Source organism: Prevotella sp. 885, from assembly GCF_002265625.1.
Classification (GTDB): Bacteria; Bacteroidota; Bacteroidia; order Bacteroidales; family Bacteroidaceae; genus Prevotella.
Window position 1 is genome coordinate 1 of record NZ_NOVE01000022.1, and the last position, 16,380, is coordinate 16,380.

Annotated in this window: 10 protein-coding genes; 7 read left to right on the forward strand and 3 right to left on the reverse strand. The window is 49.8% G+C overall.

Annotation, left to right across the window (positions count from 1 at the left end):
- Positions 1–111: 111 nt before the first annotated feature.
- Together CHL74_RS08035 and CHL74_RS08040 are read left to right on the forward strand one after the other, a co-directional pair.
- Positions 112–1,044: a glucosaminidase domain-containing protein gene (locus CHL74_RS08035; RefSeq protein ID WP_094880651.1), complete on the forward strand. Its 933-nt coding sequence runs from the start codon at positions 112–114 to the stop codon at positions 1,042–1,044.
- A 54-nt stretch (positions 1,045–1,098) separates the two neighbouring features.
- A complete protein-coding gene (locus CHL74_RS08040) occupies positions 1,099–2,202 on the forward strand; it encodes a putative glycoside hydrolase (RefSeq protein WP_094880652.1) in 1,104 nt (367 codons plus the stop codon).
- A 73-nt stretch (positions 2,203–2,275) separates the two neighbouring features.
- On the opposite strand, the gene CHL74_RS08045 is transcribed toward CHL74_RS08040, so the two are convergent.
- Positions 2,276–3,850 (reverse strand): NAD(P)/FAD-dependent oxidoreductase, encoded by a 1,575-nt coding sequence (locus CHL74_RS08045; protein ID WP_094880653.1) that lies wholly within the window; start codon positions 3,848–3,850, stop codon positions 2,276–2,278.
- Between the two features lie 151 nt (positions 3,851–4,001).
- Between CHL74_RS08045 and CHL74_RS08050 the strand changes: the two genes are divergently transcribed.
- The 5 genes from CHL74_RS08050 (at position 4,002) to CHL74_RS08075 (ending at position 14,036) form a co-directional block, all read left to right on the forward strand.
- Complete coding sequence (locus CHL74_RS08050; RefSeq protein ID WP_094880654.1) at positions 4,002–5,237, forward strand: anaerobic sulfatase-maturation protein; 1,236 nt, start codon at positions 4,002–4,004, stop codon at positions 5,235–5,237.
- A gap of 284 nt (positions 5,238–5,521) precedes the next feature.
- Complete coding sequence (thrA, locus tag CHL74_RS08060) at positions 5,522–7,957, forward strand: bifunctional aspartate kinase/homoserine dehydrogenase I (protein WP_094880656.1); 2,436 nt, start codon at positions 5,522–5,524, stop codon at positions 7,955–7,957.
- A 51-nt stretch (positions 7,958–8,008) separates the two neighbouring features.
- Entirely contained in the window at positions 8,009–9,232 is a 1,224-nt protein-coding gene (locus tag CHL74_RS08065) for a cofactor-independent phosphoglycerate mutase (protein WP_094880657.1), read from the forward strand.
- A gap of 35 nt (positions 9,233–9,267) precedes the next feature.
- Positions 9,268–10,569, forward strand: coding sequence for a threonine synthase (thrC, locus tag CHL74_RS08070; protein WP_094880658.1), 1,302 nt, complete (start codon positions 9,268–9,270; stop codon positions 10,567–10,569).
- A 464-nt stretch (positions 10,570–11,033) separates the two neighbouring features.
- A complete protein-coding gene (locus CHL74_RS08075) occupies positions 11,034–14,036 on the forward strand; it encodes a choice-of-anchor J domain-containing protein (protein ID WP_094880659.1) in 3,003 nt (1,000 codons plus the stop codon).
- 667 nt (positions 14,037–14,703) lie between these two features.
- On the opposite strand, the gene CHL74_RS08080 is transcribed toward CHL74_RS08075, so the two are convergent.
- Both CHL74_RS08080 and CHL74_RS08085 read right to left on the reverse strand, forming a co-directional pair.
- The gene (locus CHL74_RS08080; protein WP_094880660.1) at positions 14,704–15,105 is read right to left on the reverse strand and encodes a hypothetical protein; all 402 of its coding nucleotides are present in this window, start codon (positions 15,103–15,105) and stop codon (positions 14,704–14,706) included.
- A 132-nt stretch (positions 15,106–15,237) separates the two neighbouring features.
- Positions 15,238–16,341 carry a cytochrome d ubiquinol oxidase subunit II gene (locus CHL74_RS08085; protein ID WP_094880661.1) on the reverse strand — a complete coding sequence of 368 codons (1,104 nt, stop codon included), beginning with the start codon at positions 16,339–16,341 and terminating at the stop codon, positions 15,238–15,240.
- Between the last annotated feature and the right edge of the window lie 39 nt (positions 16,342–16,380).

Sequence of the window (16,380 nt, forward strand, 5' to 3'; positions counted from 1 at the left end):
TTCTTTTATAATTATAATATATGTTTCTTCTTTGCAAAGGTAGTGAAAATCGCGCATAAAAGCTAAACTTTATCCACTATTTTAATTACCTTTGCGCTAAAATAGCGAATAATGAGAAATAGAATATTACTTATATTATTAATATTGGCTTTTAGTTCACTCGTTTCCACCCCTAATTTGAGCGCACAGCCTAAGTGGAACTCGGTTTACCAGAACTATATCGACCAATACAAAGACCTTGCCATAGAGCAGATGCTGCGTTATAACATTCCTGCAAGCATCACCTTAGCACAGGGCTTGCTGGAGAGTGGCGCAGGACGCAGCCAGCTGACACGTTCCGGCAACAATCATTTCGGCATAAAGTGTCATGGATGGAAAGGCAGACGAACTTATCATGACGACGACGCAGCGGGCGAATGCTTCCGCGCTTACGACAACGCCAAGCAGAGCTACGAGGACCACAGCAAGTTTCTCAGCACGCAGCAGCGCTACTCGCGTCTGTTCGCCCTCTCGCGTACAGATTATAAAGGTTGGGCTAAGGGACTCAAGCATTGTGGATATGCCACTAATCCGAATTATGCCTCACAGCTCATTCAGATAATAGAGGTATACAGGCTCAATCTGTATGACAAAGCCACCAGCTACGACCGCTTCATGGCGCACCACTCGGCTGAGGACCGACCCGGACCTGACGGAACATATCATATAATCAAGTATTACAACAAGAACTATTATGTGATTGCAAAGGACGGCGACACGTTCAAGTCGTTAAGCAAGGAGCTTGGCATTTCCGTCCGAAAACTGGCAAAGTATAACGAACGCTCTCGCAAAGACCGTCTGGAAGCCGGCGACATCATCTACCTCAAGAAGAAGCGCAAGAAAGCCACAAAGAACTACAAGGACAAATTCCACGTGGTTAAGGCTAACGAAAGCATGTACACCATATCTCAGAAATACGGCATACGTCTGAAGAGCCTCTATGACAAGAACAATCTTCCACCGTACTATCAGATAAATGTGGGCGACAAGCTTCTGGTATATTAATGTATATAAGGAAAACTTTCAGAAACAATACAATCAATAAAAAAACAAATCAATATGAAGAAAATCTTAACAACATTGGCACTCGTGCTTACCACGCTTTGCGCAAGCGCCAAAGGTCAGAACATCCCTGTATTCGCATGGTCGGGATGGGGAGAGAACACTACTGAGAAATCGCTTACTGCTGACTTCAAGACTTGGAAGAAGCATGGCGTCACAGGTGTATGCATCAATGCTGGAATGGACACAGAGAAGATCCGTACGGCTGCAAAGGTGGCTCAGAAGGTGGGTCTGGAATATCATGCTTGGGTGCCCACTATGGTTCAGGGCGGCAAGCCGAAGAGCTGGTATACTGTAAACCGTCTCGGCCAGTCGGCTTATGACGATCAGGCTTACGTGCCTTACTACACAACTCTCGACCCCCGCAACGAAGACGTGAAGCGTTTCCTCGTCGAGAAGTTCGAAGAGATTGCCACCATCCCTGGCGTCGACTATGTTCAGCTCGACTATATCCGTTATGCTGACGTCATCCTTGCTCGCGGTCTTTGGGACAAGTATGGTCTTAACATGAACGGCGAATATGCCAAAGCTGACTATTGCTACTGCCACGATTGCGTGGAGGCTTTCAAGAAGCAGAGCGGCATAGACATCACAAAGGTTTGCGATCCGTCGAAGATAAAGGAGTGGGCACAGTTCCGTTGCGACGCTGTTACGGCTCTTGTCAACAGCATCTCTGACGCCGTACACGCAAAGGGCAAGAAGATAAGCGCCGACGTTTTCCCCGGACCGAAGAGCTATGCAGAATGGATGGTTCGCCAGCAGTGGGATAGGTGGAATCTGGACGCTGTCTTCCCCATGAACTATAACGACTTCTACATGGAGCCTGCTGCTTGGGTTGGCAAGGTGACGAAGGAAGAGGCTGAAGCCATCAAGGGCAAGAACACATTATTATATAGTGGTATCTTCATCTGCCATGACTGGCGCCACAAGGACAAGGTGGTGGATCCCGAGAACTCAGGATTGCTTCCTTCCGAAATAGCAGAGGCTGTAGAGTCATCTATGGAAGCCGGAGCTAACGGTATCAGCATCTTCACTCCCAACGACATGACAGAAGAGCATTGGGCTGAGCTGGCGAAGGTACTGAAGAAGCTTCAGAAATAATAACATGAAACTATAAAAAAGCGGAGGTCTCACTCATCAAAGTGACCTCCGCTTTTTTATTATAGTATTGAATCTAAAGCGAGTTCATATACTCCGCACACATTTCAGCGCATCTCTCGCCGTCCACTCCTGCCGACACGATGCCTCCAGCATAGCCTGCTCCTTCTCCGCAAGGGAAGAGTCCGCTTATTCGTACATGCTGCAGCGTATCCTTGTCGCGGACAATGCGTACCGGCGACGAAGTACGGGTCTCGGTGGCTATCAGAAGGGCGTCGTTGGTAAGGAAGCCGTGCGACATCTTGCCAAACTTCCTGAATCCTTCCTGAAGGCGCTTGCCCACCTGCTTTGGCAACCAGAAATGCAAGGGCGACGACACAAGTCCGGGAGCATAGCTCGACTTCGGCAGGTCATACGACAGGCGTCCGTTCACGAAGTCTGCCATACGTTGCGCCGGAGCCGTCTGCTTCATGTTGCCCTGCTGCCAGCAGTTGCGCTCCAGCTGTTCCTGGAAATGCATTACGCGCAGCGGGTCAGCCTCGTCTCCTACCACGTCTTCCGGTCGTGTCTCCACCACCATTCCGCTGTTCGACCATTGTGTGCCGCGATTGCTCGGGCTCATGCCGTTCACCACGATCTGCTCCTTGTCCGTAGCGGCAGGGATGACAAATCCTCCAGGGCACATACAGAATGAGTAGACACCACGTCCTTCCACCTGCGTCACGAAGCTGTATTCGGCAGCAGGCAGGTATTTGCCCCTACCCTCCTTCGAGTGATATTGTATCTGGTCAATAAGATGCGAGGGATGTTCCAGTCGTACACCCACGGCTATGCCCTTCGCCTCTATCTCCACCTTTGCTTCTGCCAGATAGCGATAGACGTCACGTGCGGAATGCCCCGTTGCCAATATCACCGGACCGCGATAAGTCTCTTCCGCGCCGTTCACAAGGTTTACGGCTTCCACGCCTGTCACCTTGTCGCCTTCTATCAGCATTCGCGTCATCTTGGTCTGGAAGTGCACCTCTCCTCCGCATCTCAATATTGTTTCTCTCATATTCTCTATCACCTTCGGCAGTTTGTCCGTGCCGATATGTGGATGAGCGTCGGCAAGGATAGCCGTGGAGGCCCCGTGCTGGCAGAATACGTTAAGGATTTTCTCCGTGCTGCCACGCTTCTTTGATCGTGTATAGAGCTTGCCGTCCGAATAAGCGCCGGCTCCACCTTCTCCGAAGCAATAATTGCTCTCTGCGTCCACAGACTGGTTTTTCTTTATATTGGCAAGGTCGACCTTACGGTCTCTCACGTTCTTTCCACGCTCCAAGACTATCGGGCGCAGTCCCAACTCTATAAGGCGAAGCGAAGCGAACAGTCCGCCAGGGCCCTCGCCCACCACTATGACAGCCGGCTTGCTGCTCACGTCGCCATATTCCGTAACCACATAAGCGTCGTCCTCCGGCATTTCGTTGATGTAGAGCCTTACCGTGAGGTTGATGAATATCTTGCGTTGTCTGGCGTCTATGCTTCGTTTCAGCACGCGTACTGCGTTTATCGTACGTACGTCTATGCCGCGGTCTTCAGCCACAAAACGCTTGATGTTCTGCTCGCTTGAGGCCACCACGGGAAGGACACGTACCTGTATTTCCTGTATCATTCTTCTTTGATTATGTTTCCTGTTATTATAATTCGTAGCGCAAAATTACGCAAATTCAGACAATTATACTTGAATTTACAACCTAAAATTTGTAAGATACGTTTATTATTCGTAGATTTACTGACTCTTAACAATAACAAAACAAATCAACATGAACACCATAAATCCGTTTTCGCGTCCGCTATACGTGATGCTCAAGCCCGTTGGCGCCGCCTGCAACCTACGATGCCATTACTGTTATTACCTTGAAAAAGCCTGCCTTTATAAGGACTCATCCAAGCGTGTGCTGAGCGAGGAAATGCTCGATCAGTTCACTAAGGAATACATCGAGACTCAGACCATGAACGACGTCCTCTTCACGTGGCACGGCGGCGAACCTCTCATGCGTCCCCTCTCCTTCTATCGCAAGGCCTTGGAGCTTCAGAAGAAGTACGGTCGCGGACGCAACATCTCTAACGTCATCCAGACCAACGGCACGCTGCTTACCGACGAATGGTGCCGATTCCTGCATGAAAACAACTGGCTTGTGGGCGTATCCATAGACGGTCCGCAGGAGTTTCATGACGAGTATCGCCGTACGGCAAGCGGAGGTCCTTCGTGGGCAAAGGTGATGCGTGGCATACGGCTGCTCAACAAGCACAACGTGGAATGGAACGCCATGGCGGTGGTCAACGACTTCAATGCCGACTACCCTCTCGACTTTTATCATTTCTTCAAGGAAATGGGATGCCGATTCATTCAGATTACGCCCGTTGTGGAGCGCATGGTCAATCATGCCGACGGCAGACACCTTGCCACCCTTACTGACGACGCCACAGCTCCCGTTACCGATTTCTCTGTTACGCCGGAGCAATGGGGACGTTTCCTCTGCGCCATCTTCGATGAGTGGGTGCGTAATGATGTAGGCCAGACTTACGTCGAGCTCTTCGACTGCATCCTTGCCAACTGGGTGGGCGTCACGCCGGGCATCTGCGTCTATGCCAAGGAATGCGGCCATGCCGGCATTATGGAATTCAACGGCGACGTCTATTCCTGCGACCACTTCGTCTTCCCCGAATACCGCCTCGGCAACATCCGCGAGAAGACCATCACGGAAATGCTCTACGGCGAACAGCAACAGCAGTTCAGCCGTCTCAAGAGCCAGTCGCTGCCAAAGGAATGCAAGGAGTGTGAATGGGAGTTTGCCTGCCACGGCGAATGCCCCAGAACCCGCTTCATAAAGGACGTCTACGGCAATCCCGGCAAAAACTATCTCTGCGAGGGTTACCGCATGTTCTTCCGTCACATAGCCCCATACATGGACTTCATGAAGAAGGAATATATGAATCAGCGACCACCCTCTAACGTCATGCAGCACATCCAGGAAATAGAAGACAGCAGAAAGTAACCGTGAGGTTTTTTTATTGACAAAAGTTCACTTTTTCTTAGATTTTTATTTGCATAAAATATATTTTTCGTAAATTTGCCGACACTTTATCCAACTTTATGTTACGACACGGCGCTGTATCGCCCCGCTGCCGTGCAGTATTAACAAGCAGACCGAGGTATCCCTCCCATGCCTCTCCCGTAATGAGGATTGGGAAGAAGCCAGTCTGGCTGCACCCGCTAGCCACAGCGCCGAAACATAACCGCCTCCCTTGTATGGAGGCATTAACCATAGAACAAGAGAAAATGAAAGTAATGAAGTTTGGCGGAACCTCAGTAGGTTCCGTCGAGAGCATCCTTAGCCTTAAGGCTATCGTAGAGAAAGAGGCTCAGCAGCAGCCGGTAATCATCGTAGTAAGCGCACTTGGAGGTATAACTGACAAGCTCCTTGCCACCTCGCAGCTCGCCGTAAAGGGAGACGAGGCATGGAAAGACGAGTTTCAGGCCATGGTAGACCGTCATCATAAGATGATCGACACCATCATTACAGACCCCAAAAAGCGTGAGACGCTATTCAATGTCGTCGACTCGCTATTCGAGCAGCTACGCTCCATCTATTTCGGAGTGTTCCTCGTGCACGACCTTTCCAAGAAAACGCAGGACGCCATCGTCAGCTACGGCGAACGCCTCAGTTCCAACATCGTTGCCACACTCGTAAAAGGTGCCAAGTGGTTCGACTCAAGGGAATTTATCAAGACCATGCAGAAGAACCATAAGAATACGCTCGACTCAGACCTTACTTGCCGACTGGTGAAGCGCACGTTCAGCGACCTTCCACGCATTTCTCTCGTTCCAGGTTTTATAAGCATGGACCGCGACACCAACGAGACCACAAATCTCGGACGTGGCGGATCTGACTATACGGCTGCCATCATTGCTGCAGCCCTCGATGCAGACATTCTTGAGATCTGGACAGACGTAGACGGATTCATGACCGCCGATCCTCGTGTCATCAAGACTGCCTACACCATAAACGAACTTAGCTATATAGAGGCGATGGAGCTTTGCAATTTCGGCGCAAAGGTCATCTATCCCCCTACCATCTATCCCGTCTGCGTGAAGAACATCCCCATCCGCGTCAAGAACACATTCAATCCTGACGCCAAGGGCACCATCATAAAGGCGAAGATAGCCAACGATGACAAGCCCATCAAGGGCATCTCCAGCATCAGCGGCACCACCCTCATCACCGTAACAGGACTCTCCATGGTGGGCGTCATCGGTGTCAACCGTCGTATCTTCACAGCGCTTGCCGACAACGGCATCAGCTGCTTCATGGTGTCGCAGGCTTCCTCTGAGAACTCCACGTCCATTGGTGTCCGCGATCAGGACGAAGCAGCTGCCGTGGAAGTGCTCAACGGCGAGTTTGCCAAGGAGATTGAGACAGGAGCCATGTTCCCCATGCACGCCGAAAAGGGCCTTGCCACAATAGCCGTCGTGGGAGAGAACATGAAGCATACGCCGGGCATTGCAGGAAAGCTCTTCGGCACACTCGGACGTAGCGGCATCAGCGTCATAGCCTGTGCGCAGGGTGCTTCGGAGACCAACATATCTTTTGTCGTAGACAGCAAGTATCTGCGCAAGGCGCTCAACGCCATACACGACTCGTTCTTCCTTTCCGAATATAAGGTGCTCAATCTCTTCGTATGCGGCGTAGGAACCGTCGGCGGACAACTCCTCCAGCAGATTCACGACCAGTATGAGGAACTGAAGCGCACCAAGCGTCTGAAGCTCAACGTAGTAGGAATAGCCACATCCAAGAAAGCCATCTTCGACCGTGACGGCATCGACCTCACCTGTTATAAGCAGCTCCTTGACGAGGCTCCTATCAGCACGGACAAGCAGCTGAGCGACGAAATAATCGGCATGAACATCTTCAATAGCGTGTTCGTGGACTGTACCGCCAGCAAGGACGTGGCTCAGCTCTATCAGGAGTTTCTCTCACACAACATCTCCGTGATAGCCGCCAACAAGATAGCCGCGTCATCGTCTTACGACAACTACATCCGACTGAAGGAGACTGCCCTTGCACGTGGCGTGCTTTTCCGTTACGAGACCAACGTGGGAGCCGGACTCCCCATCATCGGCACCATCAACGACCTACGCAATTCGGGCGACAGCATACTCAAGATTGAGGCGGTACTTAGCGGTACGCTCAACTTCATCTTCAACGAACTATCCGCTGACGTCAGCTTCTCCGAAGCCGTTCGCCGTGCCAAGGAAATGGGTTACAGCGAGCCCGACCCACGCATCGACCTCTCAGGAAAGGACGTCATCCGCAAGCTCGTAATCCTCGCACGTGAGGCAGGATATAAGGTGGAGAAGACGGACGTGGAGAAACATCTATTCATTCCTGACCACTTCTTCGAAGGAAGCATTGACGACTTCTGGAAAGACCTGCCCAGCCTTGACGCCGACTTCGAAGATCGCCGCCGACAGCTGGAGGCAGAAGGCAAGCGCTGGCGCTTCGTTGCCACCTTCGATCATGGCCACACTTCCGTGGCTCTAAAGGAGGTAGACTGCAACCATCCCTTCTATAATCTTGAGGGCAGCAACAACGTCGTTTCCCTCACCACCGAGCGTTATCGCGAATATCCCATGCTCATCCAAGGCTACGGAGCAGGAGCGAGCGTTACAGCTGCCGGAGTGTTTGCCAACATCATGTCCATAGCAAACATCTAAGGCATCGCAAACAATTAGGAAGCGTATTTTTCCCTTAATATTGTTTCGCCTATGAAACACATCATCATTCTTGGTGACGGCATGGCTGACCATGCCGTCCACCGGCTTGGTGGCAAGACTCTCCTTGAGTATGCCGCCACTCCCAACATGGACGCCATCGCCCGCCTCGGACGTACCGGACGTCTCATCACAGTTCCTGACGGCTTCCTCCCAGGAAGCGAAGTGGCAAACGCCACCATCCTCGGTTACGACATGCACAAAGTGTATGAAGGACGCGGCCCGCTTGAGGCAGCCTCCATAGGCTACGACATGCGCGATGACGACCTTGCCCTCAGATGCAACATAATCTGCCTTGCTGACGGCGTCATACGCAATCATCACGGCGGACATCTCACCACCGAAGACAGCGAAGAGCTTATCAGCCTCCTCAACGAACGCCTCGGTTCGCCGGACGTCACCTTCATAAAAGGCATACAGTATCGTCATCTGCTCGTCATCCGTGGAGGCAACAAGCACATCGTCTGCGCCCCGCCACACGACCATCCCAACGAACCTTGGGCGTCACTTCTCGTACGTCCCGAGGAAGGCTATGAGGAAGAGGCGCAGCCCACAGCCGACCTTATCAACGACCTTATCATAAAGTCACAGGAGGTGCTTGCCGAAGCTCCGCTCAACGTGGCACGCCTACGTGAAGGCTATGACGAGGCCAACAGCATTTGGCCATGGGGAGGAGGCTATCGTCCCAAGATGCTCACACTTCAGCAGATGTATCCTGATATACAGCACGGCGACGTCATTTCGGCTGTCGACCTCATACGTGGCATCGGACATTACGCCGGGCTACATAACATCGTCCTCCCAGGTGCCACCGGACTTGCCAATACCGACTATGAAGGCAAGGCACGTGCTGCCCTCGAAGCCCTCCGCAAGGACGACTTCGTATTCCTCCACGTGGAAGCCAGCGACGAAGCAGGACACGACGGCGACCTGCAGCTGAAGCTGCAGACCATCGAAAACCTTGACCGACGCATCGTGGGCCCCATCTTCAAGGAGATAAGCAGCTGGAGCGAGCCTGTATGCATAGCCGTAATGCCTGACCATCCCACACCCGTAGAGATTCGCACCCACGTAAAAGAGCCCGTACCCTTCGCCCTGTGGTATCCCGGCATCATCCCCGACAACGTACAGACTTACAGCGAAGTAAGCTGCGTAAACGGCAGCTACGGCATGCTGCGCCTAACAGAATTTATGCAGAAGTTTATGAGCATAAAGTAAAAGTCCACTCCAAATAATAAATAAAAACAATAAATATGAAATACTACAGCACCAACCATACCGCCCCTCTTGCCTTCCTTCATGAGGCAGTCGTAAGAGGTCTTGCCCCCGACCGTGGACTTTACATGCCAGAGCGCATCCGTAAGTTGCCAGCAGAGTTTTTCGACCACATAGACAGCATGTCCTTTCAGGAGATTGCCTACCACGTGGCTGATGCATTCTTCGGAGAGGACATCCCCGCAGACAGACTCAAGCAGATAGTTTATGACACACTCTCCTTCCCTTGTCCTGTAAAGCCTGTAGAAGACCGCATCTTCTCGCTCGAGCTCTTTCATGGTCCCACCCTTGCCTTCAAGGACGTTGGAGCACGCTTCATGGCACGCATGCTCCAGTACTTCATACACGAGGAAGGCACGAAGGAAGTAAACGTGCTCGTTGCCACAAGCGGCGACACGGGATCTGCCGTAGCCAACGGATTCCTCGGTGTTGACGGCATCCGCGTCTTCGTCCTCTATCCCAAGGGAAAGGTCAGCGCCATTCAGGAGAGCCAGTTCACCACGCTCGGACAGAACATCACAGCCATAGAGGTGGACGGCGTGTTCGATGACTGCCAGGCGCTCGTCAAGCAGGCGTTCCTGGACGACGACCTCTGCCACCACATGAAGCTCACCTCTGCCAACTCCATCAATGTGGCACGCTTCCTCCCACAGGCGTTCTATTACTTCCATGCCTACGCACAGCTCAAGCGCATGGGCATGGCAGACAACTTCGTGGTCTGCGTGCCAAGCGGCAATTTCGGAAACATCACGGCAGCCATCTTCGCACGCCAGATGGGGCTCCCCATTAAGCGATTCATTGCCGCCAACAACGCCAACGACGTAGTATGCCAATATCTGCAGACTGGCAATTACGCCCCGCGCCCAAGCGTCCAGACCATTGCCAACGCCATGGACGTGGGCGACCCGAGCAACTTCGCCCGCATCTCCGACCTCTTCCATGCCGACTGGCAGCAGATACGCAGCCTGATGAGTGGCGCCGCCTACACAGACGAGCAGATTCGCCACACCATGCGCCATTGCTACGAAGCCAACCACTACGTCCTCGACCCTCACGGAGCCTGCGCTTACCAAGCTCTTAAAGACCTGTTGGCGGACGACGAGGTCGGCGTATTCGGCGAGACAGCACATCCCGCAAAGTTCAAGGAAACAGTAGAGTCTGCCATCAACGCAGAGATCGACATCCCCGAACGCCTCGCCGCCTTCATGAAAGGCAAGAAGCAAAGCGTCAGCATGTCCAAGAAGTTCAGCGACTTCAAGCAGCTGCTGATGGCAGAATGACCTCACAGATGGTGCCTTTATATTAACATGGCTTACAAGGCTGACATAGAAGGCTATGGTGTCTCGCCGTAGCCACACACCCACCCTTTACAAGCTTCTATCTCACGCTCCCTCTCACATAAAGACGCTTTCTTCGCATACATAAAGACGCTTTCTTCGCATACGTAGAAAGTAGAGTGATATTAGGGTGCGTGAGAATCTCCAACAGGTGTCATAGATAAGCACGGATGTGTATGCAAGAAAAGAACGAACACTGAAAGTACATTCCTTTTTACGGGTTAATTCGACAAAAAGGAAGTAAAAAAGGTTTATTATAAAAAAATGTCTATATTTCTTCTTTGTTAATATTTTTATTGCTACATTTGCGAATGTTAAAGGTTTTATGTCTATAGTGCAATACTTATTGCATAAGGGCTTAAGATGAAACGTTGATAATTCTATATTCACAATTTAATATTTCTATTATGAGAAACAAGAGAATTATACAACTTGCAGGATGCCTTGCGCTATCACTGAGCGCAACGGCACAATCAAGCTTGCCTTTCGTAGAAACGTTTGATACGGAAGAGTCAATGAACAAGTTTGTCGTAATCGACGCCAATAAAGATGGAGTGACGTGGAGATACGACAAGGAGCAGCGCCTCGTGCGATACGACTACAACGACTACAAAGCAGGCGACGACTGGCTCTTTCTCCCGGCAATACACTTCGAGAAAGACAAGGAGTATAGAATTTCATTCACCACGCAATGCCGCTCAGCGGCGGCAATAGAAACCGTAGAAGTGACAATCGGAGCAAAGGCAGAGGTAGACGAACAGAAGCCAATAGCCGACAAACTGTCCGTGGTATGGCCTTCACCGAAAGAAACCGAATACAAGTTCACAGTGGAAGAAAGCGGAGACTATAATCTTGCTTTTCATGAAATCAGCGCGGCAGCCAAATATTTCCTGCTGCTCGACGATATAAAGGTATCAGAAGTTGTAAACGTGGCAGTGCCTGGAATCGTGAGCGACACAAGCCTTAAACCGGCAGAAAAGGGCGAAAAGAGTGTTGATATCTCATTCACTGCACCCTCGCTTGACGCCAATGGAGCTCCGCTGGCAAAGATTAGCAGTATCAACGTATACCGTGAAGACCTAAAGGGTAACGTGAAAACTTTTACAAACCCTACACCGGGCGAGAAACTGAGTTTTACCGATACAGTTAACAAATCGGGCATATACACATACAAGATAACCGTTAACAACGAAGGCGGAAATGGAGAGACAGTTACCGAGGAAACATACGTTGGCTATGACGTGCCAATAGAAATAGCCGATATCAAGGCTGTTGCCGACGGCAACAAAGTGAAAATCAAATGGACTGCACCTACGGAAGGAATACACGGAGGATACATTGACACGCAAAATCTGCAGTACTCCATTACGAGAGCAAACACAGAAACACCGTTAGCCACAGTAAAAGGCACGGAGTTCGTCGATGACAAAATAGACTACAACTATGCACAGCAGGAGCTGAACCTCTACACCATAAAAGCTATTAACAACGAAGTAGAAAATGAAGGCGCGAAATCTAACCTTGTGATTTCAGGCGAACCATACATGGCACCGTTTGACGAGTCATTCGCCTACGCTTCCACATCCCTCTATCCATGGTATTCCGAAAATACATACAGCGAAAAGGAAAAATATTGGGATGTGAGGACATACGGATTCAGCCCACAGACATACGCCATGGACGATGACGCCGGACTCCTCCTCTTCCGTTCCTATTCAGCACCCAAGGAAACACAAGAGAAATTCCTCTCACCGCTCTTCGACATATCGGAAATGTTACACCCGATATTCGTCTACCACGTTTACCACACAAGCAACGCAGCAGACAAGGACTATCTTACTATTGAATTCGCAAAGGACGGCGGAGAGTTCAAGGCTTTCGGAAACCCAGTAACACTCGGAGCAGAAAATGAAGGATGGGAAGAATACTACGTGGAGCTTGACGAACTGCTCGACAGCAAGTACATACAGCTCGGACTGAAAGGACATGCTGAAGGAGGCCACAACATACACGTGGACAAGTTGGCTCTCATCGACAATTGCTACGACGTGATGCCTACAAAACCCGTTATAGACAAAGACGTAACCATTAACACGCAATTCCCCGTCAGAACCACCATCGTGAACTCGGGCAACAAGACAGTGGAGAACATAGAGGTAAGGTTGCTGCGCAATGGAGAAGTGGTGGAAACAAAGAATATCAATGCGCTTGAACCGGCAATGGAGACGGACGTAACATTCAGCGTGGAAGAGGATGTTTTCGCCGCAGGCACAACCGTGGTATACTCCGTACAGACATCGGCAGAGAAGGACGAGAAGACCAACAACGACATATCGGAAGAAACAGACGTGGACATCGTAATGCCGTCACTGCCCGTGGCGTCCAACCTCAAGGCAACGACAAAGGGAGGCAACGTGGAGTTGACATGGGACAATGCCGGCATATACAATAACTACATGGAAGCAATGGAAGACTTCGAAAGCTACCCGGCATTTGCAATTGACGGACTTGACCCATGGACACTCGTGGACGAAGACAAGGAGAAGACCGGCGACTGGTATATACGATACGAACACGTTAACGAGCCGATGGCATTCCAAGTGTTCAATACGGAAGAAGCAGGACTTACAAGCAGTGAGATGGAAGCTCTTGCAGCACACAGCGGTAAACAGTATCTGATAAGCTTCTTCAATGACGACACAACTATAGCCAACGACGATTGGCTGATTTCGTCAGAAGTATCAGCAGACAAACCGATAAGCTTCTATGCTAAGACATTGTCAAGAGGCTATAAGAAGGAGAAAACAGAGGTATACTACTCAGAAACGGGAAAGGCAGTTTCAGACTTTAAACTCCTTGCAGAAGAACTCATACCATACAACTGGACAGAGTTCAACTATCGTCTCCCATCAACGGCACGCTACTTCGCCATAAGACACATCACGCTCGATGGCTCAGCTCTGATGATTGACGACATTACATATGCGCAGAAAGACAAAGAGCCGATGAAGGAAACACCTTTAGGCTACAACATCTATCGCGACAACAAGAAGATAAATGATCTGCCTGTAGAGACTTGCACATACACCGACGAGACGGCAACAGTAGGAAAACATATTTACAAAGTGACCGCTGTATACGGAGTTGGAGAGTCTTACTTCAGCAATGAAGCGGAGATTGACAACGTGGCTACAGGCATTAACACAGCCAAAAAGCAGGGCGCAAGCTTCTCGTTCGTCGGAGGCAGACTCATGGTTGACGGTGCTTACGAAGGTGCCGTATCTGTATACGGTATTGACGGAACACTCGTAGACCGCTTAGAAGGTAGCAAACGCGTCAGCACAATGCTTGGCAAGGGCACATACATAGTGAAATACAACGGTAAGATAATGAAGCTCGTCAACAGATAAATAGATTCAAAATATAAAAATGAATAGGAGGTAAATACCAATCAAGGGCATTTACCTCCTATTTTTATGTTCCTCTATTCCGTACCATTACATGTGCAATACGGCAACTAATGTATTGTTATAGTTTCGTTTTTATTTTATCGTATCAGTTGTATAACATTGCTTAACCCCAATCGGTCATTAGGACTTGGAGTTAAACATGTTTTCGCACTCTTCAGTAGTTCTGCCGAATACAATATTTGCATTTCTGATGCTCAATACTCCTCGTTCAGCGCACAACAAAATCTTTGGTGCGAAATTCTTGAGTTTTGAGCGCTTTGGGCTATATTGTTAATACACAGTGTATTATGTGGTTTTTCAAGAAAATGTTATGAAATCAGACTCGCAAATGAGCCGTTTTCTTCTGCTATAGAGCCACTTTTACACTCCAATAGTGCCACTTTTATCATGCAATAGCGCCACTTTTACACTCTAATAGTGGCACTATTGCATGATAAAAGTGGCGTTATTGTTATGCTCGGCTGCTGTTTGCACAGCAGAATACCGTAAAAACAGCAAACCAGAACTCCAGAATCAATTTTTATTTTGTAACATGTTTTTACTCTTTGTACGATATTTGCATGGTGGACAAGAAGACTTTTCTAATGACCGATCTGGGCTTAAGGGCTTACCATTGTTTTATATCACGAGGGATATAAGTTACAGCACCACCTAAACCAAACGGATAAGCTTCAACAGATTTGCCAAGATATGGAGAATCTATAAGGATTTCTCCATCTACCATGTATCTTGTCTTAGGAAATTTAGTGCCATCATCACTAACATCAACAGGCTGCCACTCGCTTGTCGGTTTTAGTACAATCTTGACAATACCCTTATATACACCAAGGACAAAGTCTGCTTTGTCAGCTCTTTTTTTGCTGAGATACCAGTATTTTCTTATTGCCTCAAGGGGTTCAGAACGCTTATAAACTCCTTCTGCCTTACTCTGATCAAAGCTTTTATTAAGGTTTACGAGCAATAATCGTTCTCCTTTATTAATTTCGATAGGTTGCGATTTCATATTCATATTTCAATATTGTTATTGGGTTTGATTGAATATTTGTATTCGCAAAAGTACGAAAAACCACAAAAATGGACAAGGTCAATTCGCCTTTTCTCCTAAATTATTTGATTTTGACACTTCCTCTATTAAGATTCCTTACTTCTTATCCATCACTCGCCACACATACGCTATGTATCCGAAGACAAAGGGTACGAGGAGGGAGACGTAGAACATGGTGCGGAGGGTGAACTCGCTGCTGCAGCTGTTGGTGATGGTCAGGGAACTTTGCAGGGAGACGTTGGAGGGATAATAGGCGGTGTCAGCGAGACCTGCCACGAGGAGCAGAGACAATACTACGAGAACCACGCCGATGCCTGCGGGCCAGATGCCTTTGACGTAGGACGAGCTGAGGATGGTGCGCAGAACACCATAGAGGAGCAAAGCCACGCCAACTACGGTCATGAGGGTAAGGGGCCAGAGACGAAGATAGTTGTGGAGATACTTCATCGGCTCCATGAATACGGCTCCGGTGGCAGGGTCTACGGCATAACCGTCCTTCAGCAGGGTGCGCACGAAGAAGGCGAGGAAGAGCACGAGGAAGGGTACAGTACAACCAACGAGTCGCACCGAACCGCGAGAGCGGATGTCTTCGTCAGGCACGTTGTTGATGATGTAGAGGATGCCAAGCATGCGGGCAAGAAACATCACGGCAAGGCCGAAGATGAGGTTCCAGGGATCGAGCAGGGCGTCAAGTCCTGCGGAGGCATTGGCCCAACTGCTGATGACGGGAGCACCAAGATTGGTGAGCGATGCCTTCTCCACGATGAAGTTGGAGCCATTGAAGAACGTGGCGACGGCGCCTCCAAGGAGCAATGGACCGACGATGCCGTTAAGAACAAGGAACCAACGGTAAGTGCGGGTGCCGAGCAGATTGCCCTTACGATGCTGAAACTCATAGCTGACGGCTTGCAGCACGAAGGAGAAGAGAATAATCATCCAGAGCCAGTAAGCGCCGCCGAAGCTGGTGCTATAGAAGAGAGGAAAGGAAGCAAAGAAGGCGCCGCCGAAGGTGACGAGGGTGGTGAAGGTTATCTCCCATTTGCGACCCGTTGACTCTATAACCTTACGCTGACCTTCCTCTGTCCTGCCAAGGCTGAAGACGAGGGAATTGGCGCCCTGAACGAAGAGCAGGAAAACGAGCAACGCTCCGAGAAGCGACACAATGAACCACCAGTATTGTTGAAGAAATGCGTAACTCATATTAGTTAGTATTTATTATTTAGTATTTATTATTTAGTA